Raw genomic sequence first — 23,381 nt, forward strand, 5'->3', positions numbered from 1 at the left:
CGTGGCACGAACATGACGCTCGCTGATGCGCTCTCCGCTCGACGCGGCGTGATCTGCGTCGTCGGCGCGGGCGGGAAAAAGTCCACGCTGTACGCGCTGGCGCGCCGGCTCGACCGCGCCGTCGTGACGGCGACGGTTCGCATCCCCATCTTCGACCAGCACGTCGCCGACGTGGTCGTCACCGACAGGCCGGTCGCCGCGCTCGAACGGGCGACTGACTGGCCGGTGGGCGTCGTCCCCAATCGTGACCGCGACGACCGCTACCGCGGCTACGACACCGACGTGGTCGACGCCATCGGAGAGTCGGGCGTCGCCGACGCGGTGCTGGTGAAGGCCGATGGCGCGCGGATGCGCGAGTTCAAGGCCCCGGGCGACCGCGAACCACAACTCCCGGCGACCGCCGACACCGTCCTCCCGATCGCGAGCGTCCACGCCGTCGGTGAACCGCTCACCGAAGACTGCGTCCACCGACCGGAACGGGTCACCGCCCTCACCGACCTCGAAGTCGGTGATACGATTCGCCCGTCGGATATCGCAACCGTGCTTATCAGCGGGCGCGGCGGCCGCGCGGACGTTCCCGACGATGCGACAGTCGTGCCCGTGCTGAACAAGGTCGACGATGCGGCCCTCGAAGCCGTCGCACGGGAGATTGCATCGGACATCCTCGCTCGGTCGAACGTTCCACACGTCGCACTGACGCAGATGACGGCGTCCGAACCCGTCGTGGCGGTCGTGGAGCGCTAACGCAACTGTTCCGCCGCGTGAGCGAGCTCGTCGGGGGTGTTGATGTTCTCGAAGGTGTCGAGACTCGCATACTCGCGCACTTCGCTCTCTTCGAGGACGACGTAGTCGAGCGTGAACAGCGGGTCGACGATTTTGTGGCTTCCCTCGGCCAGCGCGGCTTCGCAAGCGTCAGCCATCGACGAGGCCCGGTACACCGCGTGCGTCGGCTGGAACCAGCCGTCACCGACCCGCGGCACGGCGGCATCGTGGCCGGCCGCCCGCTCGAACAATCTGTCGATGAGCGCGGGTTCGAGAAAGGGCATGTCGCAGGCGGCGACGAACGCGTACTCCGACTCTACGGCCCGCAGACCCGTCATAATTCCCGCCATCGGGCCCTCGTCGCGCTCCGAATCTTCCGCAATCGTTATCGGGTGGTCGTAGCCGTCGAGCGCGGCTCGGAGCGCAGCCGTCTGCTCCGGTCGGCAGTTGACGACGAGGCTGTCGACGACGCCGGCCATCCGGTCGGCGGCGCGGCGGATGAGAGGTGTTCCAAGGAGGGATGCGACTGCTTTGTCCTCCTCACCGAATCGCGTCGAGTATCCGCCGGCAATGATGACACCAGTTCGCATACCGGCAGTGTTCACGTTCGTCGCGCAAAGCAGTTGTGCTACGAGTCGTATAGTCCGTCATCGGTTTCGCGTCGGCTCGGCTATCGCACCGCGCGGTATCTTCGGTCTACCGTCGCTCGAATTTCGGGACGGTCGGTGCTTTTGAGAGGTCAGAGCCTTCGATTTCGGGACGTGAGAGTTGGTGAAACCGTACACATTACACAGCTAGCTGTGTTATTCGGATTCCCAATATATTTAAAGATAACGGGAATTGGGACTGACCGGCGGTGATAACTGTTGAATCGGGATCGTGCACTCGATGCTCGCTGCCGCAGTAGAGGAGTTGTTGACCTCTCGTACGACGTTCTTCACTACTCAGTCACCGCTCGTCCTATCACGCCGGTTCGTCATCCGCAGACGAAACAATAGGTATTGCGCCATGAAGTTTATGAAATTGGTGACTGTCGGTTTGCAGTACGAGACAACACCCCCGTCAGCACCGAGTCACCACAGAATCGGGTCATGAGAGCCGAAGCAGTCCAGTTAGAACTAATCTGGCTACGTCACGTTTCGACAGTAAGTTGCAGTACTCTGGCGATGTACCGGGAACAGTCCATCGACCTCGGTCCATCTCTCATCCCGGGCTGTTCATGCGACCCATACCCTGGGGTCGGAGCACCCAAAGCGGCCCTCTGCCGGCCGATCCGAAACTGAATACGCGATTTTCGAGACAGTCAGCGGTAGTGAAATGTATTTAAGGATAATACGAGTGTCGTTGTCTGCTATGGACAATGAGCATTAGTAAATGGCTGCTGGAATCGCGCACAGACTAAATAAATCGTATGTCGCTATATTAAATTGGGAGAATCGGTCCGAACGGTTCGACGGAACTGTCGTTTGCGCGTTGTTTCCGGATCGTGGCTCAATCGGGTGTGACTGATGTAGAAAACGGAGTAACGACCGCCAGACCGTCGAATCGAGGATTCGATTAGCGCACCGAGCTCACCCGGCGGTCGCTGTGCAGCGACGTATCGGTTCAGTACTTCGCTCCGCTGGCGAGCACCGCTCGGAGACAGCAGCACTTAAACACCCATTGCAGATAGCATAACCGGGAAGTCAGTAAAGAGACTACTAACAATTGATGTCAGAAGAATTCGGTTCGGAACTGGACGGACAGGTCGCAATCGTCACCGGCGCGTCGTCGGGTATCGGCAGCGCGACGGCCAAATCCCTCGCCTCTCGCGGGGCCAGCGTCGTCGTCGCCGCCCGCCGCGAAGGCGAACTCGAAGAACTCGCCGCGGCCATCGAAGACGACGGCGGCGACGCTCTCGTCGTCCCCACGGACATCACGGTCGACGACGACATCGACGCCCTCGTCGAGGCGACGCTCGACGAGTATGGCCGCATCGACATCCTCGTCAACAACGCCGGTCTCATGCCGCTGGCGCACATCGCCGAGGCGGATCGCGAGACGCTCCAGACGACTATCGACGTGAATCTCACCGGACTCATCACACTCACCCACGCGGTCGTCCCGACGATGATGGAACAGGAAAGCGGCCACATCGTCAACCTCTCGTCGGTCGTCGGCCGGTTCCTGCAGGCGAACAGTTCGCACTACAACGCCGCGAAGGCGGGCGTCAAGATGTTCAGCGACTCGCTGCGACTCGACGTCGCCGAGGCGGGAATCCACGTCTCATCGATCGAACCGGGCGCGGTCGACACCGAACTGCTCGACCACATCCCCGACGACGAGGTCCAGCAGAACGTCAAGGACTACGTCGGGTCGATGGACGCGCTCGCGCCTGAAGACATCGCGCGAACGATTACGTTCGTCGTCACCCAACCGCGGCGCGTCGACATCAACGAGGTCCTCATCCGCCCCCTCGACCAGGTCCAGCCCTGAGCCGCGTCGAACGACCAACACCTCACCTCTCGTTTCGCGTCTCGATACTGCGGTGACGTTCCGATACCGCCGTGACGGCGCGACGAGACGCGACGATCCGAACCATGTCATCGGGCGCGTGTAGAGTCGTCGTTCGGTCCGAACACGCGTTCGAGCGGCACGCTCGGGATACTGAGCCGCCGCGTGCGTGAGCGTCGTAAGAGCCGTCCGACGAAAAATCTGTTACTAAAACTGATACCGGCCGGTCACGCGTCGAAGGGTAATGATAGCATTACTGGCAATGACAACCGACATGGATTCTGCGACTTCAACCAAGAGATATTACACGATCACGTCTGTAATTTATTTGTCGGAACGACTCGGAGAAGCTGTTTCGCGGGCGAGAGCGAATCATCTCGAATCGGCGTAGGACACCGCCCGTGAGTCGTCTATCGGGCGTTGAGTCGGCGTGAATCGAGAGTAAGGAGAGTATTACTAACCGGTCACGAACGCAGGTGTGGGACATTTGTTGGTCGGTGTCGTCACCGCCGCGCTGGGCGCTCAACCGACGACTACCCGACCGCGGACGAGGAGTCGTTCCCCGGCGTCGACGCCCCGCCGTCGTTCAGGGGGCAGTCGCTTCGCCCCGCCATCAAGGGGCGCTCGGTTCCTGAACTGCCCGCCGTGACGGAGGTCGCGTCGACCCGGCAGACGCCCGGTCGCGTCGACGAATCCGCGTTACAAATCGGGTTAGACTGCCCACGCGCAAACTCGTGTGGCAGGGTGGCGAACTGTACGGGTTCGACTTGCGGACCGACGCCGGCGAACTCGCCCCGATTCCGAACCCCGAGGGACCCGAGTGGCGACCGCTGTACCGTCAGTTGCGCGAGCGCCGCGACGCCATCGACCTCACCGGGACGGTCGCCGCTGAACGCGACGAGAGCGGCCGTGAGAAAAGCGCGTTCGGCCGACGAGTACCTGCGGCGACGCGATCGACGACACAGCAGACGTGTGTCTAATCCACAAGAATCGCGTCCGAGAACGGATACGGCGGTGACCGGCGAGACGTGCCGGACCGACCCGCGTCAGTCGCCCGAGACGCCTTCATCGAACTGGTCGGTGAGAGTCGGAACGCCGCCCGCCTCAACGCTCGGACAGGTGGGTAATCAGCCGCCACAATGCGCTAACTGGCCAGTGTGAGACGGCCTGTGAGCCAAGGGGCTCCGACCTCGCTGACGACGGCTGCCGGCAGTGAGGTCAATGATTACCTGCACGCGAGACCCGCGCTCAACTGCCGACATCGGGACGCGTTAGTGAATCGCTATTCGAACAATATACTATGACGCGTCGGCGCGGCGGCGACCGACTCGGGAGCCGAAACGGACACGGGTGGTTCGACGGTCGCGCCGACAGAGAGACAGAAGCGCTGTCCGCTGTCCGAGGCTTTTTTTCGCCGTGGGGAGATGTTCGGGCATGGATGCAGACCCGCGCGAAGCAGTCGCAATCGACGCCGCGGAAGTGGGTGCCGACCACGCGTCGGCGCGTTTCAGAACCGAACTGGACATCGAACAGAAAAGCGACGCGATAGACCTCGTGACCGAGGTCGACCGCGAGACACAACGGCGCGTCATCGCGGCGATTCGAGAGCGGTTCCCCGACGACGCGGTCGTCGGCGAGGAGGACGATGAACTGAAGACCGTCCCCGAGTCGGGCTACGCGTGGATTATCGACCCGATAGACGGGACGCAGAACTACACGCGGGGGGCCCGCGAGTGGGTGACGAGCGTCGCCGTCGTCGAGGACCAGACGCCGATTGCGGCGGTGAACGTCTCGCCCGAGACGGGGGACACCTACGTCGCGACGGCGGCGCGCGTCGAGCGGAACGGCCAACCCATGACGGTCAGCGACGAATCGAACACCAGCGCCTTTCTCGTCTCCTCGACGCTCCGGTATCAGGTGGGCGACCGGCCGGGAATCGAACGGCTCTCGGGCGATATCTTCGGGACGTTCGGCGAGATGCGAAAGCTCGGGACGACGCAGCTGACGCTGTCGCGACTCGCCGACGGGTCGATAGACGCGGTCATCGGACTCGACGAACACCCGAACGCGTGGGACACGGTCGCGGGGGTCTACCTCGTCGAGCGGGCGGGCGGAACGGTGACCGACATCCACGGGAACGCCTGGGGACCGGGACAGCCCGGTCTCGTCGCGTCGAACGGGCACGCACACGACGAGGTGCTCGAAGCGGCGCAGGCGGCGTTCGAGGAGACCCGATAACGGCGCAAACGGCATCACGCGGCATCGCGCCGACCCAAACCGAGTCCGTGGCGGCGTGGGCGTGACCGCGACCTCGACCCTGACCCCCGACGACTGAATTACACGGTTACGCCTGTAATGGAGGTGCGGACGAGAGACCGACGACGACGGGGGACCGTCAAGCGACCGGGAAGAGATATCAACTCAGACATGGTTCTGAGCACGGGAAGCCGCACAGGGGACCGACCTCGGGCGGACAGCGCGGCCGCAGCGCGCCGACGGATGAGACGGCAAACGAGCCGGGGTGTTCACCCGCCGACCGACCTAGTTAAACGTTCACGCGTCCGAAAAACGAGCCGAGAGCGGTCGTCTCAGCCGCTCAGTCGCCCGTGAAACCGACTCTCACGCGTCTCGGAAGACTCGGTGTTCCTAACTTCCGAATACGTATATATGAACGAGCCAGACACCCCGCAGAGGCCCCGATGATTCCAACTCTCACAGGTCGTAATAATCATAGAGAACCATGTTAACTATTGGCAACCAAAGCGCGAGCACATAAACGTTCGACTCCGCGGAACGCTCGGAGCGACGACCAGTCGGGGAGTGTCACGGGGACGCGAGCGCGCAGCGCCGGTGTCGCAGCCGTCGTGAGCGCGACAGTAGTCGTGACGGAGGTACATCTTTAAGCCCAGACCGTAGATTCCCCTCCATGAATAGACACGACCCGTCCGGCGTGCTCAAGACGACAGCCGCCTCCTTGGCGCTCGTCGACCACATCCTCGAACTGGAGGGAGCCACGATGGGCGAACTGGTCGAGGCGACCGACCTCGCGAAGAGCACCGTCCACGCTCACCTCAAGACGCTCGCGGAGTACGGCTACGTCGTGAACGTCGACAACGAGTACCACCTCGGGGCGAAGTTCTGCCACCTCGGCGACTACGTCAGGACGCGCAAGGACTACTACCGCGTCGCCCAAGAGACCGTCTCGTGGCTCGACAGCGAGTCGTCGATGGACGCGGACTTCGCGGTCGAAGAACACGGTCGCATCGTCTCGCTGTACGGCGACCTCGAATTCGCCAACACGCCGCGCTTTCTCATCGACGGCAGCCCGTTTCACGTCCACACGACGTGTTCGGGCAAGGCGATTATCGCCGAATACCCGGAGACGCGAGTGCGGGAGATCATCGACCGCTGGGGGCTGCCGGCGGCGACGGACGACTCCATCACGACCGAAGACGAACTGTTCGCGGAGTTAGCGACCGTCCGCGAGCGGGGCTACGCCGAAAACAGCGGCGAGGCGGTCGAGGGGTTTTGGGCCATCGGCAAGTCCGTGAAGTCGCCGCGAGGCGAGGTGTACGGGTCGCTGAATCTGAGCGGTCCCGCCTACGTCATCGACGAGGAGACGCGGGCGACGCAGGTCGAACTGCTCGAACGCGCCGCCGAGCGGTTCGAACAGGGCGTCGCGGAACTGTATCAGACCCAAGCGAACGAGCCGAACGAAGAGTGAGAAGAGGGCGGGACGTGAGAAATGAAAAGGGGGGAACGTTCGTCGGACGCGTTACGCCGGGACGTTTCCGGACGGAACGACGCCGTCGTCGGTCCACCCGCGACGCTCGTAGTACGCTTCGAGCGCCGCCTCGAACCCGTCTAACTCGTCGGCGTACGGGAGCGTGTCGTCGCCGCGGTCGAAGCCGCGCTGGTTGTTGAAGTGGCGTTCGAGCGTGACGATGCGGTCGCCGACGGCCAGCAGGTCCTCGAACTCCGCGCCGAACAGCATCTCGTAGCGCTCGGGGGTCATGAAGTCCCGCGAGAACTTGCAGACGATGCCGCTGTCGTTGAGCGCCATCTGGTTTTCCTTCTCGATGAGGCGCTTGGGCTTGCCCTCGAACCCCTCCGGCGGGTAGGCGTCGTCCTTGCCGACGAGCGGGTACTCCTGCGAGTAGAACACCGCGTACATATGGTCCGCGCCGCGGTTGGCGACGGCGTACGACAGGCCCTGTCCGTGGAGGACACGGCCCTCGTGGGCGGCGAAGTCCATCCCCTTGACCGTCCAGTTCTCCACGCCGAGGTCGTTGTGCACGCGGGCGATGCCCTCGGCGAGGTCGTCGCCGACGCCCTCCCGGAGCGCGATTTTCTCCACGAGGTCGTGGATGAGGTCGGTGTTGCCGAACTCGTCTTCGCTGGCGAGGTAGGCCGCGACGGTGTTGCCGGCCGAGATGGCGTCGAGGCCGTAGCGGTCGCACAGCTCGTTCGACTTCATCACCTCGACGATGTCGTCGACGCCGGAGTTCGACCCGAACGCCATGGTAACCTCGAACTCGGGGCCCTCGGTCTCGACGCCCGCGTCCTCGTCTCTCGTGGGGAGTTTGCACGCGAACGCGCAGGCCGAACAGGTGCCTTTCTTGTACTTCTTTTTCTCGATGGCGTCGCCGTTGATGCCCTCCGCGCCCTCGAAGTGGCGCTCGGAGAAGTAGTACGACGGGAGGCCGTCCATCTCGTTGGCGAGGTCCAGCACGGCGACGGTCCCCTGTCGCTTCATGATGTGGTCGTCGGTGGCGGCCTCGCGGTGAATCTCCATCTGCGACGACGGAATCTCGATGTCCGGCTCGGCGTCGCCGCCGAAGGTGAGCGCCTTCACGTTCTTCGACCCGAGGACCGCGCCGAGGCCGCCGCGACCGAACGCGCGCTCCTCGCTCGTCATGATGGAGGCGAAGCGCACGAGGTTCTCGCCGGCGGGGCCGACGACCATCGTCCGGTCGGCTTCGATGCCGTGTTCGTCGTCGAGGTACGCGACCGTCTCGGGGACCGTCGCACCGGCGAGGTCCGGGACGGCCTCGAACTCGACGCCCTCGTCGGTGACGTGGAGGACGACCAGTTCGTCGCTCGCGCCCGCGAGTTCGACCGCCGAGTAGCCCGCGTCCGCGAAGTTCCGCGAGACGAACCCGCCGGCGTTCGACGAGCAGAGGCCGCCCGTCAGCGGCGAGACGCCGGTGCAGTTCGTCCGGCCGGTGAAGCTCATGTTCGACGCCTGCATCGGGCCGGTGCTGAAGTACACCCGGTTGTCCGGGCTGAACGGGTCCACGTCGAAGGGAACGCGCTCGTGGGCGAGTCGAGTGGCGACCCCGCGCCCGCCGACGTAGGATTCGAGAACCCCGTCGATGTCTTCCGTCCGACTCGTCTCGTCGCCCAGGTCGACCGTGAGAAGCGGACCTTTTGCGTGTAACATTGGAAAAAGAAGGAGTTGCCTCGCACAAATCCATTGTGGTTACTGTCGTGTCGCTAACCAAATCACCGCGGGAGGTCGACTTCGAAACCGGATACTGTGTACGTTATCAATAGGAATCGTGGACAAATTATTTATGACTGTTCCGCATGGGTTGAGTCATGGTCGCAGGTCCGCCGATTCACGAGTTGCACTTCGACGACGCGCCGAACGTGGGCGACGTTCCGGGGCCGAAGTCGACGCGACTCCTCGAAAAGCAACAGCGAATCGACAGCAGCGCCGTCTCGTACCCCGAAGACATCCCCATCGCGTTCGAAAGCGGGAAGGGCGCGACGGTGCGCGACGCCGACGGCAACACCTTCATCGACATGTTCGCCGGTATCGGCGTGCTGAACGTCGGTCACTCGAACCCGTACGTCCTCGACGCCGTCCACGAGCAGACCGATAAGTTCGTCCACACCGTCGACTTCCCGACGGAGGCCCGACTCGACCTCATCGAGAAGCTGGACGAAATCGCGCCCGAGGGGCTGCGCGGGAACAACCGCGTCGTCTTCGGCGGCCCGACGGGGAGCGACGCCATCGAGGCGTCCATCAAACTCGCCAAGTACAACACCGAGGGAACCGGTCTCGTCGCCTTCCGCGGCGCGTACCACGGCGCGACGAGCGGCGCGATGAGCCTCACCGGTAACAAGAAGTTCAAAGGCGACTACGCGCCGCTGCTGCCCGACGTGGTCCACGCGCCCTACCCGAACACGGTCGAGATGGGCAAAGGCCCGCAGGAGGCGGTCGACCACTGTCTCGAAGAGGTCAAGGCCATCTTCGAGGACCCCTACGGCGGCCTCGCCAACCCGGCGGGCATCTTCGTCGAGCCGATTCAGGGAGAGGGCGGCGTCGTCACCCCGCCGAAAGGATTCCTGAAGGGTCTCCGCGACATCGCCGACGACAACGGCGTGCCGCTCGTGTTCGACGAGATTCAGAGCGGTCTCGGTCGCTCGGGTAAGTGGTGGGCCAGCGAGTGGTACGGCGTCACGCCGGACGTGATGACCTCGGCGAAGGCGCTCGGCGGGACCGGCTTCCCGCTGTCGGCGACCATCTACCACGAGGACCTCGACACGTGGGGGTCGGGCGACCACGCGGGAACCTACCGCGGCCACGTCGTCGGGATGCGCGCCGGCACCCGCGCCATCGAGTACATCCAGGAACACGACCTCCTCGCGCACGCCCGCGACCTCGGCCAGTACATCCGCGGCCGGCTCTCGGAGGTCGCGGAGGACAACCCCCGAATCGTGGACGTTCGCGGGAAGGGCCTGTTCATCGGCGCGGAGTTCGTCGACGCCGAGGGCAACCCCGACGGCGACGCGGCCGACGCGCTCCAGCAGTACTGCTTCGAGCGCGGCGTGCTGGTGTGGAAGGCCGGCCGGCACGGCAACATCCTGCGGCTGCTCCCGCCGCTCGTGCTCACCCGCGACCTCGCGGAGACGGCGCTCGACGTCATCACCGACGGCATCGAGTCGGTCACGGCCGAAACGCAACGAGTCTAACCACCCTCACCACCGATGCCACCGGAACGAGTCATCACGGACGACGCCCCGCGCACGGACAACCCCTACTCGCAGGGCGTCGTCGCCGGCGACACGCTCTACGTCTCGGGCTACGGCCCGGTCGACCCCGAGACGGGCGAGGAGGTCGACGGCGACATCGAAGCACAGACCGACCGCGTGCTCGACAACATCGCGGCCGTCGTCTCCGAGGCCGGCGGCGACGGCCTCGACGACGCGGTGAAACTGACGGTGTACGTCACCGACCTCGACGACTACGAACGGGTGAACGAGGCGTACGGCGCGCGGTTCGACGAGGTGCCGCCGGCCCGCGTCTGCGTCGAGGTCGCGCGACTCCCCGGCGACGTGCGAGTCGAGATGGACGCGATAGCGTATCTCGGATAGGTCGCGGATGCGGGGACGGGGCGCGGGGACGCACCCGCGCGACCGCCGAGGTTCCGGGGACCGGCGACCCGCCGGTCAGTCGTTCAGGTCGTCGACTCGGCGGTCGCGCCGCTCGTTCGCGGCGTCGATTCGCTCGACGAACTCGGACATCTGCGCTTTCATGTCGGCGCGCAGGTCGGTCGCAGAGAAGTCGTCGGACTCCGCGAGGAGCCTGACGAACGCCTGTAACTCCTCGTCTGTGAGCTGGTCGAACGCGCCGCGTTCGAGCTTGTCGATGACGGCGTCGACGTCGATTTGGCCGACCGGTTCGACGTTGAAATCCACCGTGACCATCCGGTAGTCGGAGCCGGCCAGTTCCTGTTCGGCCTTGTTGACGCCCTCGGCGAGCATGTCCTTGAACGGGGTGTAGTAGCCCATCGTCCCGAGGTGGAGGAAGGCGAGCATGTCGGTGATGCCCCGCGTGTACGCCTCGCGGTCGGCGGCGTCGGGGTTGAACACCGTCTCGCGGTCGCGGTCTTCGAGCGACTCGAACAGGATGGTGAAATCGAGGATGGCGTTGCGGAGGCGGCGTCGAATCCGGTTTCGCTTCTGCTTTTTCGAGTGGTCGGTGTAGTCGGTCTTCCGGCCGAGCAGGAACTCGCGGTCGCTCGGGGTGAGGATGCCGCGGCCGCGGTCGGCGGCGTAGGCGAGGTCGTCGGTGCCGTCCGTTCCGTCGGCGTCGTTTGCCATATACAGAACGCGTGTACGAATTCGATTAAGCGTTACGAACGAACCGGAAATTCGGCCGATACGGGCCGGAAATCCGGGATTCCTCGGATTCTGTCTACAATTCGTGTGAGAACGCCGGGAGCGCGCGAACGAGGAGGCACCGTTCGGAGCGACGCGCCCGGCCACGGCGCGACGACCCACCGAAATCGAACCGACCACCGGTTTTTCGACCGTTTGTAAACGGATTCCGTTCTCGGTATCACCGATAACCACAAATTTTATGGTAATGTTTGCACTTGTCGTGACGTGAGACACCAGGTAGCATGGTGTCCGTCGGAGCGATAGCATGACAGACCACATTACAGCACACGGGTGCAACGGTCATCGTGGCGCACAGTTCGGGGCGCGGGCCTCGACCAGTCAGTCGGGAGGTGACGGCTCCGTGCGGACGGAGTCGAGAGGCGCGGTCACTCACGGGGGGTGTCGGCGGTGAGTTCCTCCAACGGCGCGGTCAGCGAGTTCCTCGACGAAATCGAGCCGGTGATATTCGCGTTCGGCGCGGCGATAACGCTGCTTTTCGTCGGCGCGTTCAGCCTCAACCCCGAGGGCTCCTACGAGTTCGTCCTCGGGATTCGCCGGTGGATTCTCGCGACGTTCAACTGGTTCTTCCTGATCGCGATGCTCGGGTTCGTCCTGTTCTTGGGCTTCGTCATCTTCGGACCGTGGGGGAACCTGAAACTCGGTGACGAGGACCCCGAGTACGGCTTCCTCTCGTACTTCGCGATGATGTACTCCGCCGGCCTCGCGGCGGGTATCGTCTTCTGGGGGCCCGCGGAGGCGCTGTTCCATTACTCGACGGTCCCGCCGCTGTACGGGGCCGAAGCCCAGTCCGCGGCGGCGATGCCGCTGGCGGTCCAGTACTCCATCTTCCACTGGAGTCTGACCCAGTGGTCGTGTTTCACCGTGATGGGCCTCGCCATCGGCTACTTCGTCTACAACTACGACGCGCCGCTCCGCGTGTCGGCGGTGCTGACGCCGATTCTCGGCGCGGACAACGTCGACGGCGCAATCGGGAAAGTCGTCGATATCCTCGCCGTGTTCGCGACTCTCGGCGGCGTCGCCACCTCGCTGGGCTTCATCGGGAGCCAGTTCATCACCGGCCTGAACTTCCAGTGGGGTATCCAGCTCGGTGACGTGGGGACCATCCTCGTCATCACGGGCATGGTGGTCATCTTCACCATCTCGTTGGTGTTGGGCGTCGACAAGGGGATTCGCCGGCTCTCGAACTTCAACATGGTCGTGTTCGGCCTATTGATGCTCGCGACGCTGATATTCGGGCCGACCTTCCGCATCCTCGAACTCGGCACGCAGGCGACCGGCGGCTTCGTCGGCGACTTCTTCCAGATGAGCCTGTTCACGCAGGCCACCGCGACCGGCGCCAGTAAGTGGGTCAACGCGTGGACCGTCTTCTACTGGCTCTGGCCGCTCGCGTGGTCGCCCTTCGCGGGGCTGTTCATCGCCCGCATCTCGCGCGGTCGGAGCGTCCGCGAAGTCGCGTTCGCCGGCATCGGCGCGACCTCGCTCGCGACGGTCCCGTGGTTCGCCATCGTCGGCGGCGCGGGCGTCATCATGCAACACACGGGCGCGGCGAACGTCCTCGGTCCGGTCTCGGAGTACGGCGAGGCGGTCTCGGGGTACGTCCTCTTCGGCAACCTCCCCATCGCCGGGCCGCTTCTCCTGTTCGCGTTCCTCGTGCTCGTGACGACGTTCTTCGTTACCTCCGCCGACTCGTCGACCCTCGCGGTGTCGATGATGACGACCGGCGGAAAGGAAGAGCCGTCGGCACTCAACCGCATCTTCTGGGCCGTGCTTCAGGGCGCGGTCGCGTCCATCCTGATGGTCGTCGGCGGCGTGAACGCCCTGCAGTCCGCGGCGATTATCACGGGCGCGCCGTTCGCGATTATCTGCGTGGTTGCGACGCTCGGGCTCATCCACACCTTCCAAGACGACTACGGGAGCCTCCTCCTCCAAGACGAGACGAGCCTCTGGGGGAAATCGGAGTCGACCGGCGGGCAAGCGCCGGCCGTGAACGTCTCCAGCCACGACGACGACTGACGCCGAGTCCAGCCGACCGCAGTTCCGTCCCCGTCTCTGTCCCCGTCGCCGTTCCGTCCCCTGTCACCGTCGCTCTCCATTCTACGAGGACCAGCGTTGACCGAGCGCGCCGTGGTCTCGGACGTGCGGCCGAGCGACGACCCCCATCGCGAATCGTGGTAGTTTTTGTGATACCAAGTTTTAATGTACGGCATCAACAAATCCTGTGTATGAATCGGGATACCGCAGAGCCGGACGCAGCAGCGCTGCCCGGACCCAACGCCGAGAAGTGGGTCGAGTTCCACCACGAGCACGCCGCGCCCAGCGAGTACTCCCACGAGTTCGTCTGGGACGTGACCGCCGAGGCCGACGGCCCGTTCGTCACCGACGTGGACGGCAACGTCCTCTTGGACTTCACCTGCCACATCGGGGCCGCCCCGCTCGGCTACAACAACGAGAAGGTGCTGTCGAAGCTCCGGGAGTTCGACCTCGTCGAGCCGATGAAAATCGCCGGCCAAGACATGTACTTCGGCGCGGGACCGGACCCCGAGACCGCCGAGTTCCCCGGGTCGAGCCACCTGATGGACAAGCTGACCGACGTGTCCTCTCACTACGGGATGGACACGGTGTTCCTGTCGAACTCCGGGGCCGAGGCCGTCGAGAACGCGATGAAGATAACGCACGACCACGAGGCCCCCGCGAAGTACGGCTACGCCTTCGAGGGGAGCTTCCACGGGCGGACGCTCGGGACGCTCTCGCTCACGAAGTCGAAGGAGGTCTACACCCGCCACTACCCGCAGGTCGCGGGCATCGAGACGGTGCCGTTCTGCGCGGACTCGGGCTGTTCGGGGGACGACGACGCCTGCGACTGCGGCTTCTTCGCGGGTGGCGGGTCGCAGTTGCGGAACTCCCTGTCGCCGGAGGGCGGCCACGTCAACCCCGACGAGGTCGCGTTCGCGATTCTCGAACCGATTCAGGGCGTCGGCGGCTACCGCTTCCCGAGCGAGGCGTTCATGGCCGAGGTGGGCGACGTCTGCGACACCTACGACATCCCGCTCGTCGTGGACGAGATTCAGTCGGGCGTCGGCCGCACCGGCGAGATGTGGGCCGCCGACCACTACCCCATCGAACCCGACGTCATCGCCAGCGCGAAGGGACTCCGCGTCGGCGCGACCGTCTCGCGGTCCGACGTGTTCCCGACCGAGAAGAACCGCCTCGGGTCGACGTTCGGCGGCGGCGACCTGCTCGCGTCGATGCAGGGCGCGCTCACGCTCGACGCCATCGAGGAGTACGACCTGCTCGACAACGCGACCGAGCGCGGCCGGCAGGCGAAGGAACTCCTCGCCGACGACGCGCCCGACCACGTGGTCGATATCCGCGGCAAGGGTCTGATGCTCGCCGTCGAGTTCGACACCAAGAAGCGCCGCGACGCCGTCGTCGAGGCGGCGCTCGACCGCGGCCTGCTCACCCTCGGCTGCGGGAAGAAGACGATTCGCCTCCTGCCCCCGCTCGACTCCACCGAGCGCGAAATCGAGATGGGCGTGGGCATCTTCTGCGAGGCGATGGACGCCGTGGCGACCGAAGCGGTCGCGTGAGCGGCGGCGACGGAAGACGAACAGCACGAAACAGATGCGGCCCCGAGACGGGCCGCCCCGGTTTTCCCGGACGCGTCAGGATGACTCGAACGGCTCAGTAGAGTCGCCGCTGCGCTCGCCCAGCGAGTGCGAAACGACCTCGACGCCGTCGAGCGCCGACAGCGAGTCGAGCGCGTCCGCGAGGTGGTCCGGGTCGCTCCCGTCGAGGCGGACCTCGACCGGAACCCGATTCGGCGCGTCGGACGCGGTTCGGGCGGCGCGCTCGACGCGGTCGAGTTCGGCTCCCGAGGCAGCGACGGCCTCGGAAAGGCCGCCCAGTGCCGCCGGCCAGTCGTCGAGTTCGAGGCGGGCTTCGACGGCGCGCCCGAGCGCTTGCATCCCGACGCGAGTCAGTTCGGCGTGTTCGGAGAGGCCGACGTTGCCGCCGGAGACGACGGCCGCGACGCGCTCGTCCTCGACGTCGACCGCGCCGGAGAGGAGCGCGGCGACAGGGGCCGCGCCGGCCGGTTCGGCGACCGTCTTCGCCCGCTCCGCGAGGACCGTCGTGGCGACCGCGAGGTCCGTGTCATCGACCGAGACCACGTCGTCGACGCGGTCGCGGACGACCGCGAAGGTTCGTTCTAACAGCCGCGCGTCAGCGATGCCCTCGGCGACGGTATCGACTTCGGAGAGCATGCGAATCTCGTCGGCCTCCAGCGAGGGCTTGGCGTGGGCCGCGCCCTCTGGTTGGACGCCGATAACTCGCACCTCGGGGTCCCGCGCCTGCATCGCGGTGGCGATACCCGAGATGAGGCCGCCGCCGCCGATGGAGACGAGAACCGTGTCCACGTCGGGCGCGTCGGCCGCGATTTCCCGGCCGACGGTCCCCTGCCCGGCGATGACGGCCGCGTCGTCGAAGGGGTGGACGAACTCCAGTCCCTCGTCCTCTGCGAGTCGCAGGGCGTGTTCGTACGACTCCTCGTACAGGTCGCCCTCGACGACGACGCCCGCGCCGTAGCCGCGGGTCGCGTCGATTTTCACCGCCGGCGTGATTTCGGGGACGACGATGGTCGTGTCGATACCGAGCAGGTCGCCCGCGAGCGCGACGCCCTGCGCGTGGTTGCCGGCGCTGGAGGCGACGACGCCCCGCTCGCGCACCGACTCGGGGAGTTGCGCCATCGCGTTGTACGCGCCGCGAATCTTGAACGACCCCGTCCGCTGGACGTTCTCCAGTTTGAGGTCGACCCGCTCGGCCCCGCAGCGGTCGGCTATCGTCCGCGAGCTATCGAGCGGCGTCCGGTGGACCACGCCGTCGAGGCGCTCGTGGGCGTCCGCCACGTCGTCGGCGGTGACGATTTCGGACGCCGGCGGTGCCGACTCCCCGGTGACGCGCCCGTCGCTCATCGGTTCGCTCCCGACCCGACTGTCGGTGCCGACTCGACCCCCGCGACCGACAGAATCGACCGCGTGAGCACGTCGACGCCGGTTTCGAGGCTTCGTTCGTCCACGTCGAACGTCGCGGTGTGGTGGCTCGTCGGATGGTCGGTGCCGACGACGGAGTAACACGCGAGGCCGCCGTCGCGCTGGACGCGCTCCATGAGGAACGTCGCGTCCTCGCTCGCGCCGAAGTCGGCGGTCGGGACGACGCGGTCGACGCCCTCGACGGTCTCGGCGGCGTCCGCGACCGTCTCCACGAGTTCGGGGTCGCTGTCGGCCCGCGGGCTTTCGCTGACCACGTCGACCGTCGCCTCACAGCCGTGCAGTTCGGCCGCCTTCTCGAACCGCCGGCGGAGTTCGGCCTTCGCGTACTCCATGAGTTCGGTGGTCTCGCCGCGCGCCTCGGCGACGGCCTCGACCTCGTCGGCGATGACGTTGCTCGCGGTGCCGCCTTCGACCCGGCCGACGTTGACGCGGGTCATCCCGTCTGAGTGCCGCGGAATCCCGTAGACGCTCTCGATGGCCGTTCCGAGCGCGTGGATGGCGTTCGAACCGACCTCCGGCTCTTTCCCGGCGTGGGCGGTCGTCCCCTCGATTTCCGCGTCGATGTGGCACATGGCGAGCGGTTTCTCGATGCCGGCGACGACTTCGCCAGTCGGATGGTCGAGGCCGACGTGGACCGCGAAGAGGTAGTCGATGCCGGCGGCGTAGTCGCTTTTCGCCATCGGCGCGCCGCCGCCCGAAATCTCCTCCGCGGGCTGGAAGAACACGACGAGCCGACCCGAAAAATCGCTCTTCTTGACGGCTTCGAGCGTCGCCAGCCCCCACGTCATGTGGGTGTCGTGGCCGCAGGCGTGCATCGTCTCGCCCGTCTCCGAGCGGAAGCCCTCGGCGGCGGGGGCGTGGCCCGCGTCGTCCGACTCCTCGATGAACAGCCCGTCGATATCGACGCGGAGGCCGACCGTCGGCCCCTCGCCGCGGTCGAGGACGGCGACGCAGCCGGTCGTCCCGCCGCGGAGCGGTTCGAGCAGGTCCGGGTCGACCCCGCTGTCGAGCGCCCGCTCGTACCACTCGTCGAGTCGGTCGTCGCTCGGGACGGCCATCCGGTCTGCGGGGTCGTAGGCGTCCGCGCCGACGGCGAGTTCGTCCACGCCGATATCGCGCAGTTCCTCGACGAGCCGCGCGGTCGTCCGGAACTCGCACCAGCCCGGTTCGGGGTGGCGATGGAGGTCTCTGCGAAGCTCCGCTAGTCGCGCTCGAACGGCGTCGGCCATGCGTACACGTACCACTCGCCACCCACTTAAGCATAAACGGTATCCGTGGACACCGACTACACAAAAAGACTAAGAGAGCGACACCCAAATGTAGCAACCGCACCCGCGACGCGCGCGACCGATATCATGACCGAGACAGACATCGTCGTCCTCCGCGAGGGGACCGAGGGCCTTTCGATGGAATCGTACGCCGACGCGCTCCGCGAGCGCCTCCCGGACCGGACCGTGACGCTCGCCCGGACGCCCAAACAGGAACGCGAACTCGTCGTCGACGCCCGCGTGGTCACGGGCATCACGATAGACGAGGACCTGCTGGACCGCGCCGACCGCCTCGAACTGTTCGCCTGCACCTTCGCCGGGACCGACCACGTCCCGATGGACGCGCTCGCGGACCACGGCGTCGCCGTCACCAACGCCGGCGGCATCCACGCGCCCGGAATCGCCGAGCAGGCCATCGGCAACATGCTCGTGTTCGCCCGCCGCCTCCACGAGGGCTGGCGACGCAAGGAGCGCGCCGAGTGGCGGCACTTCCAGTCCGGCGAGTTCACCGACAGCACGGTGACGATTATCGGCCTCGGCTCCATCGGGCAGGCCGTCGCCCAGCGCTTGCAGGGCTTCGAAGTCGAGACCATCGGTATCCGCTACACCCCGTCGAAGGGCGGGCCGACCGACGAAGTCGCCGGCTTCGACTCCGACGCGATTCACGACGCGCTCTCCCGAAGCGACTACGTCGTGGTCGCGTGCCCGCTGAACGACCTGACTCGCGGGCTCATCGGCGAGGCGGAGTTCGCCACGATGCCGACCGACGCGGTGCTCGTCAACGCCGCCCGCGGCGGCATCGTCGACACCGACGCGCTCGTATCGGCGCTCCGGTCGAACAAGATTCGCGGGGCCGCCCTCGACGTGACCGACCCCGAACCGCTCCCCTCGGACCACCCGCTGTGGGGGCTGGAGAACTGCCTCATCACGCCCCACACGGGCGGTCACACGCCGAAACACTGGGACCGCCTCGCCGACATCGTCGCCGGGAACCTCGGACGGCTCGACGAGGGCGCGGAGCTGGAGAACCAAGTGCCGGCCGCCGAGCCGAACTGACTCCCGATGGCGACGCAGGAACGTCCCGACGACCCTCGCGACGACCGGCGGGCCGACTCGCAGGTCGACCAGCGTGTTGACCCAAGCGACGACCCGCGCGCCGACTACGACTACGTCGGCGGCGACACCGACCGCGAGGCGCTCGTCTCCGACCTCGACCGCCTCGTCGACGGCGACGTTCGGTTCGACGAGTACACCCGACAGCTGTACGCGACCGACGCGTCGGCGTACGAAGTGCTCCCCGTCGGCGTCGTCATGCCGACCTCGACCGCCGACGTGGCGGCCGTCGTGGAGTACTGCGCCGACCGCGAGATACCCGTCCTCCCGCGCGGCGGCGGCACGAGCCTCGCCGGACAGGCCGTCAACGAGGCGGTCGTCCTCGACCTCTCGCGGCACATGGACGGGGTCCGGTCGGTGGACCCCGAGGCGGCGACGGCGACCGCGCAGGCCGGGGTCACGCTCGCGGAGCTCAATAACTCCGCGGCCGACCATGGTCTCACGTTCGGCCCGGACCCCGCCGCGGGCGACCGGAGCGTCCTCGGAGGCGCTATCGGCAACAACTCCACCGGCGCGCACTCGCTGAAGTACGGCAAGACCGACTACTACGTCGAAGAGTGCCAAGTCGTCCTCGCCGACGGGAGCGTCCACCAGTTTGGCGAGGTGCGCGTGGACGACCTCCGGGAGAAAGCCGACCCCGACAGCGACGCGTGGGGTGCCGACGGCCCGGCGAGTCCGCTTCTCCCCCGAATCTACGCCGAGGTCGTCCGCGTGCTCGACGAGGAGGGCGAGGAGATAGACGCCCGCTACCCGGACCTCAAGCGCAACGTCTCGGGCTACAACCTCGACGCGCTGGTCGAGGAGGCCCGCGGGGAGCGCCCGCTTTCCGACGGGTCCGGCACCGACCCGGACTGCGAGTCGGGGTCCGTAAACCTCGCGCGCCTGCTCGCCGGGAGCGAGGGCACCCTCGCCGTCGTGACCGAGGCGACCGTCTCGCTCGAACCGCTCCCGGAGACGAAGGCGGTCGCGCTCCTCACCTACGAGGACGTGTTCGACGCCGCCGCCGACGTGGCCCCCATCCTCGACCACGACCCCGCGGCGGTCGAACTCATCGACGACGTGCTCATCGACCTCGCGCTCGACACCGCCGAGTTCCGCGACGTGGCCGCGTCGCTCCCCGACGGCACCCGCGCGGCCCTGCTGGTCGAGTTCTACGCCGACTCCGACGCCGAAGGCCGGCGGAAGGTCGCTGACCTGCTGACGGCCCGCGCACCTTCGGTGACGCCGGAGGCGACGCCCTCGGAGGGGGCCGGCGTCGACGACGACGCCCGCGCGTTCGACGCGCTGGAAGCCCACGACGAGGCGGCCCGCGCGGGCCTCTGGGAGATGCGCAAGGCCGCCGCGCCCATCCTGCTCTCGCGGACGACCGACGAGAAGCACATCTCCTTCATCGAGGACTGCGCCGTCCCGGCCGACGAACTGCCGGGGTACGTCGAGCGGTTCCGCGAGGTCATCGACGACCACGACGCCAACACGAGTTTCTACGCCCACGCGGGGCCGGGCGTCCTGCACGTCCGCCCGCTCGTCAACACGAAGACGCTCGACGGCCTCGATTCGTTCGAGACCATCGCCGACGAGGTGACCGACTTCGTCGTCGAGGCCGGCGGGTCGGTGTCGGGCGAACACGGCGACGGCCGCGCGCGGACCCAATGGAACCGCAAACTGTACGGCGACCGCCTCTGGAACGCCTTCCGCGACCTCAAGACTGCGTTCGACCCCGACTGGCTCCTGAACCCGGGGCAGGTCTGCGGCGACGTGTCGATGACCGAGAACCTCCGGTTCGACCCCGACTACGAGTTCGACGCCGGCTTCGACCCGGCACTCGACTGGGACACCGAAAACGGCTTTCAGGGGATGGCGGAGCTCTGCCACGGCTGCGGCGGCTGTCGGGGCGACCAATCGACCACCGGCGGCGTGATGTGTCCGACCTACCGCGCCACGGAGGAAGAGGGACTCTCGACGCGCGGCCGCGCCAATATGCTCCGACAGGCCATGAGCGGCGACCTCGACGCCGACGCGACCGACACCGAGTTCATGCGCGAGGTGCTGGACCTCTGTGTCGGCTGTAAGGGCTGTGCCCGCGACTGTCCGAGCGAAGTCGACATGGCGAAGCTCAAAGCCGAGGTCGAACACGCCCACCACCAGCGCGAGGGCGCGAGCCTCCGAGACCACCTGTTTGCCGAGGTGGACCGCCTGAACGCGCTGGGCTCGCGGCTCGCTCCGCTTTCGAACTGGGCGGCGAAGGTGCCGGGCGCGCGGACGGTCATGGAGAAGGCCGTCGGCATCGCCCGCGAGCGGTCGCTTCCGGCGTTCCACCGCGAATCGCTGGAAGACTGGTTCGAGGCGCGGGGCGGCGCTCGCGTCCCCGCGGCCGAGGCGACCGACAGGGTACTTCTCTTTCCCGACAGCTACACCAACTACAACCACCCCGACGCGGGAAAGGCCGCGGTTCGCGTCCTCGAAGCCGCCGGCGTCCACGTCTCGATTCCCGACGACGTGACCGCGACCGGCCGGCCGGCCCACTCGAAGGGCTTCCTCGACCGGTCGCGGGCGCGCGCCGAGACGAACGTCGACGCGCTCGCGCCCCGCGTCGAAGCCGGCTGGAGCGTCGTCCTCGTCGAACCCTCGGACGCGGTCATGCTCCAGTCGGACTACCTCGACCTGCTTTCGAGCGAGGCGGCCGAGCGCGTCGCCGCCGAGACCTACGGCATCATGGAGTACCTCGACGCGAAGCGTCTCGTGGAGGATCTCGACCGCGACGCGTCGGCGGGCGCGGACGACGAGACGCTGACGTACCACGGTCACTGCCACCAGAAGGCGACGCGGAAGGACCACCACGCCGTCGGTGTCCTCCGGCGCGCCGGCTACGACGTGGACCCGCTCGATTCCGGCTGTTGCGGCATGGCCGGGAGCTTCGGCTACGAGGCCGAACACCACTCGCTGTCGACGGCCATCGGCGGCATCCTCGCGGACCAGATTAGCGGGAGCCGCGGCGACACCGTCGTCGCCCCCGGCGCGTCGTGTCGGACCCAACTGGAGGACACGGACGGCGCGGCCGACGACCCGCCGCACCCGATAGAGAAAGTCGCCGACGCGGTCGCTGACTGAGACGCGCGCCGAAAAAGAAATCGGGTCGCATCGCGGCTCTCTCCTCGGGGCCGGCGTCGATTACGTGTCGCTCGACGCGCAGTCGCTCAGGGCCAGAGGCCCCGCGTCTCCTTCGCGCCGCCGATACGGGAAAGCGCGACCACGTACGCCGCGTCGCGCCACGTCAGGTCGCGTTCTTCGACGTGTTCGCGGACCGCGTTCCACGCCTTGAGCATCTCGGCTTCGAGTTCCTCGTGGACGCGTTCGAGCGACCACTGGCGGCGGTTGATGTCCTGGAGCCACTCGAAGTACGAGACCGTCACGCCGCCAGCGTTGGCGAGGATGTCGGGGACGACGGGAATCCCGCGCTCTTCGAGCACGGCGTCGGCCGCGAACGTCGTCGGCCCGTTCGCGCCCTCGACGACCATTTCCGCCGAGATGGCATCGACGTTCTCGGTCGTGATGACGTTCCCGATGGCCGCCGGGATGAGCACGTCCACGTCGAGTTCGAGCAGTTCCTCGTTCGAAAGCGACTCGGGGGCGTCGTAGCCCGACACCATGCCGGGGCGCTCGTCGTGGCCCTCGACGTCCTGCGTGTCGAGGCCGTCGGGGTCGTAGATGGCTCCGTCCACGTCGGAGACGGCGACCACCTTCGCGCCCCACTCGTCGAGGAGACGGGCGGCGTTCGCGCCGACGGACCCGAACCCTTGGACCGCGACGGTCGTGTCTTCGATGTTCCAGTCGTAGAAGTCAACGGCCTCGCGGGTGACGATGGCGACGGAGCGACCGGGAGCCTCCTCGCGGCCGTACGAGCCGCCGATAACCGGGGGCTTACCCGTCACGACGCCGGGCGTCGTCTCGCCCTGCTGCATCGAGTAGGCGTCCATGAACCACGCCATCTCCTGCGGGCCGGTTCCCATGTCGGGCGCGGGAACGTCCTTCTTCGGCCCGACGACGTTGCGAATCTCCTCGGCGAAGCGGCGGGTGAGCCGCTCGCGCTCCTCGTCGGAGAGCGTCTTCGGGTCGACCGCGACGCCGCCCTTGCCGCCGCCGAACGGCAGGTCCATCACGGCGCACTTCCACGTCATCCACATCGAGAGGCCGATACACTCGTCGGCGGTCACTTCCGGGTGGTAGCGAAGCCCGCCCTTGTACGGCCCGCGCACGTCGTCGTGCTGGGCGCGGAAGCCGGTGAACACGTCGAGTGAGCCGTCATCGCGGCGGAGCGGGACCGACACCTGCTGGACTCGCGTCGGGTGCTTCAGGCGCGCGACGACGCCGTCGTCCACGTCGGCGTGACTCGCCGCGCGTTCGAGTTGCCGTCGCGCGGTCGCCAGCGCCGTCTCGGGTTCGGACCCCGAGCCGCCGTCGGTGACCGCCTCGCCGTTTCGATTTTTGCCATCTTCGTTCATCGTAT

The 23,381-nt window shown here is 66.7% G+C and carries 16 protein-coding genes; 10 read left to right on the forward strand and 6 right to left on the reverse strand.

What is annotated here, in order from left to right; all coding sequences use genetic code 11:
• The first annotated feature begins 12 nt into the window (after positions 1 to 12).
• Positions 13 to 744: a selenium cofactor biosynthesis protein YqeC gene (yqeC, locus tag C458_RS02130; protein ID WP_008578724.1), complete on the forward strand. Its 732-nt coding sequence runs from the start codon at positions 13 to 15 to the stop codon at positions 742 to 744.
• On the opposite strand, the gene C458_RS02135 is transcribed toward yqeC, so the two are convergent.
• A complete protein-coding gene (locus C458_RS02135) occupies positions 741 to 1,352 on the reverse strand; it encodes a molybdenum cofactor guanylyltransferase (RefSeq protein ID WP_049897130.1) in 612 nt (203 codons plus the stop codon). The genes yqeC and C458_RS02135 overlap by 4 nt on opposite strands.
• A 1,120-nt stretch (positions 1,353 to 2,472) precedes the next feature.
• On the opposite strand from C458_RS02135, the gene C458_RS02140 reads away from it, so the two are divergent.
• The 3 genes from C458_RS02140 to C458_RS02155 all read left to right on the forward strand — a co-directional run bounded on the left by C458_RS02140 (position 2,473) and on the right by C458_RS02155 (position 6,979).
• Positions 2,473 to 3,237, forward strand: coding sequence for an SDR family oxidoreductase (locus C458_RS02140; protein ID WP_008572832.1), 765 nt, complete (start codon positions 2,473 to 2,475; stop codon positions 3,235 to 3,237).
• 1,452 nt (positions 3,238 to 4,689) lie between these two features.
• Positions 4,690 to 5,493, forward strand: a complete 804-nt coding sequence (locus tag C458_RS02150; RefSeq protein ID WP_008572834.1) for an inositol monophosphatase — start codon at positions 4,690 to 4,692, stop codon at positions 5,491 to 5,493.
• A 688-nt stretch (positions 5,494 to 6,181) separates the two neighbouring features.
• Positions 6,182 to 6,979 carry an IclR family transcriptional regulator gene (locus C458_RS02155; protein WP_008572835.1) on the forward strand — a complete coding sequence of 266 codons (798 nt, stop codon included), beginning with the start codon at positions 6,182 to 6,184 and terminating at the stop codon, positions 6,977 to 6,979.
• Between the two features lie 51 nt (positions 6,980 to 7,030).
• Here C458_RS02155 and C458_RS02160 read toward each other — a convergent pair whose 3' ends face one another.
• Entirely contained in the window at positions 7,031 to 8,698 is a 1,668-nt protein-coding gene (locus tag C458_RS02160) for an aldehyde ferredoxin oxidoreductase family protein (RefSeq protein WP_008572836.1), read from the reverse strand.
• Positions 8,699 to 8,856: 158 nt separating this feature from the next.
• On the opposite strand from C458_RS02160, the gene C458_RS02165 reads away from it, so the two are divergent.
• Complete coding sequence (locus C458_RS02165) at positions 8,857 to 10,236, forward strand: aspartate aminotransferase family protein (RefSeq protein WP_008572837.1); 1,380 nt, start codon at positions 8,857 to 8,859, stop codon at positions 10,234 to 10,236.
• A gap of 15 nt (positions 10,237 to 10,251) precedes the next feature.
• Positions 10,252 to 10,638 (forward strand): Rid family detoxifying hydrolase, encoded by a 387-nt coding sequence (locus tag C458_RS02170; RefSeq protein ID WP_008097267.1) that lies wholly within the window; start codon positions 10,252 to 10,254, stop codon positions 10,636 to 10,638.
• 75 nt (positions 10,639 to 10,713) lie between these two features.
• Here the strand turns inward: C458_RS02170 and C458_RS02175 are convergent, their stop codons facing one another.
• Positions 10,714 to 11,367, reverse strand: coding sequence for a hypothetical protein (locus C458_RS02175; RefSeq protein ID WP_004041279.1), 654 nt, complete (start codon positions 11,365 to 11,367; stop codon positions 10,714 to 10,716).
• A gap of 459 nt (positions 11,368 to 11,826) precedes the next feature.
• Between C458_RS02175 and C458_RS02180 the strand changes: the two genes are divergently transcribed.
• Complete coding sequence (locus C458_RS02180) at positions 11,827 to 13,461, forward strand: BCCT family transporter (protein ID WP_008572839.1); 1,635 nt, start codon at positions 11,827 to 11,829, stop codon at positions 13,459 to 13,461.
• Between the two features lie 209 nt (positions 13,462 to 13,670).
• On the forward strand, positions 13,671 to 15,035 hold the full coding sequence (locus tag C458_RS02185) for an aminotransferase class III-fold pyridoxal phosphate-dependent enzyme (protein WP_008572840.1): 1,365 nt from the start codon (positions 13,671 to 13,673) through the stop codon (positions 15,033 to 15,035).
• A 75-nt stretch (positions 15,036 to 15,110) separates the two neighbouring features.
• Here C458_RS02185 and ilvA read toward each other — a convergent pair whose 3' ends face one another.
• Positions 15,111 to 16,418 (reverse strand): threonine ammonia-lyase, encoded by a 1,308-nt coding sequence (ilvA, locus tag C458_RS02190; protein WP_008572841.1) that lies wholly within the window; start codon positions 16,416 to 16,418, stop codon positions 15,111 to 15,113.
• On the reverse strand, positions 16,415 to 17,725 hold the full coding sequence (locus tag C458_RS02195; protein ID WP_008572842.1) for an amidohydrolase: 1,311 nt from the start codon (positions 17,723 to 17,725) through the stop codon (positions 16,415 to 16,417). The genes ilvA and C458_RS02195 overlap by 4 nt, the downstream gene beginning before the upstream one ends.
• Positions 17,726 to 17,851: 126 nt before the next feature.
• On the opposite strand from C458_RS02195, the gene C458_RS02200 reads away from it, so the two are divergent.
• Positions 17,852 to 18,820 carry a D-2-hydroxyacid dehydrogenase gene (locus C458_RS02200; protein ID WP_008572843.1) on the forward strand — a complete coding sequence of 323 codons (969 nt, stop codon included), beginning with the start codon at positions 17,852 to 17,854 and terminating at the stop codon, positions 18,818 to 18,820.
• Positions 18,821 to 18,826: 6 nt separating this feature from the next.
• Entirely contained in the window at positions 18,827 to 21,985 is a 3,159-nt protein-coding gene (locus C458_RS02205; RefSeq protein ID WP_008572845.1) for an FAD-binding and (Fe-S)-binding domain-containing protein, read from the forward strand.
• 86 nt (positions 21,986 to 22,071) lie between these two features.
• Here C458_RS02205 and gdhB read toward each other — a convergent pair whose 3' ends face one another.
• A complete protein-coding gene (gene gdhB / locus C458_RS02210; protein WP_008572848.1) occupies positions 22,072 to 23,376 on the reverse strand; it encodes a glutamate dehydrogenase GdhB in 1,305 nt (434 codons plus the stop codon).
• Positions 23,377 to 23,381: the final 5 nt, after the last annotated feature.

Source organism: Haloferax sp. ATCC BAA-644 (genome assembly GCF_000336975.1).
In the GTDB taxonomy this organism is placed as follows: domain Archaea; phylum Halobacteriota; class Halobacteria; order Halobacteriales; family Haloferacaceae; genus Haloferax; species Haloferax volcanii.

Coding starts and splice junctions, on each gene's coding strand:
- yqeC (WP_008578724.1), top strand. CDS start 13: ATGACGCTCGCTGATGCGCTCTCCGCTCGACGCGGCGTGATCTGCGTC.
- C458_RS02135 (WP_049897130.1), bottom strand. CDS start 1,352: ATGCGAACTGGTGTCATCATTGCCGGCGGATACTCGACGCGATTCGGT.
- C458_RS02140 (WP_008572832.1), top strand. CDS start 2,473: ATGTCAGAAGAATTCGGTTCGGAACTGGACGGACAGGTCGCAATCGTC.
- C458_RS02150 (WP_008572834.1), top strand. CDS start 4,690: ATGGATGCAGACCCGCGCGAAGCAGTCGCAATCGACGCCGCGGAAGTG.
- C458_RS02155 (WP_008572835.1), top strand. CDS start 6,182: ATGAATAGACACGACCCGTCCGGCGTGCTCAAGACGACAGCCGCCTCC.
- C458_RS02160 (WP_008572836.1), bottom strand. CDS start 8,698: ATGTTACACGCAAAAGGTCCGCTTCTCACGGTCGACCTGGGCGACGAG.
- C458_RS02165 (WP_008572837.1), top strand. CDS start 8,857: ATGGTCGCAGGTCCGCCGATTCACGAGTTGCACTTCGACGACGCGCCG.
- C458_RS02170 (WP_008097267.1), top strand. CDS start 10,252: ATGCCACCGGAACGAGTCATCACGGACGACGCCCCGCGCACGGACAAC.
- C458_RS02175 (WP_004041279.1), bottom strand. CDS start 11,367: ATGGCAAACGACGCCGACGGAACGGACGGCACCGACGACCTCGCCTAC.
- C458_RS02185 (WP_008572840.1), top strand. CDS start 13,671: ATGAATCGGGATACCGCAGAGCCGGACGCAGCAGCGCTGCCCGGACCC.
- ilvA (WP_008572841.1), bottom strand. CDS start 16,418: ATGAGCGACGGGCGCGTCACCGGGGAGTCGGCACCGCCGGCGTCCGAA.
- C458_RS02195 (WP_008572842.1), bottom strand. CDS start 17,725: ATGGCCGACGCCGTTCGAGCGCGACTAGCGGAGCTTCGCAGAGACCTC.
- C458_RS02200 (WP_008572843.1), top strand. CDS start 17,852: ATGACCGAGACAGACATCGTCGTCCTCCGCGAGGGGACCGAGGGCCTT.
- C458_RS02205 (WP_008572845.1), top strand. CDS start 18,827: ATGGCGACGCAGGAACGTCCCGACGACCCTCGCGACGACCGGCGGGCC.
- gdhB (WP_008572848.1), bottom strand. CDS start 23,376: ATGAACGAAGATGGCAAAAATCGAAACGGCGAGGCGGTCACCGACGGC.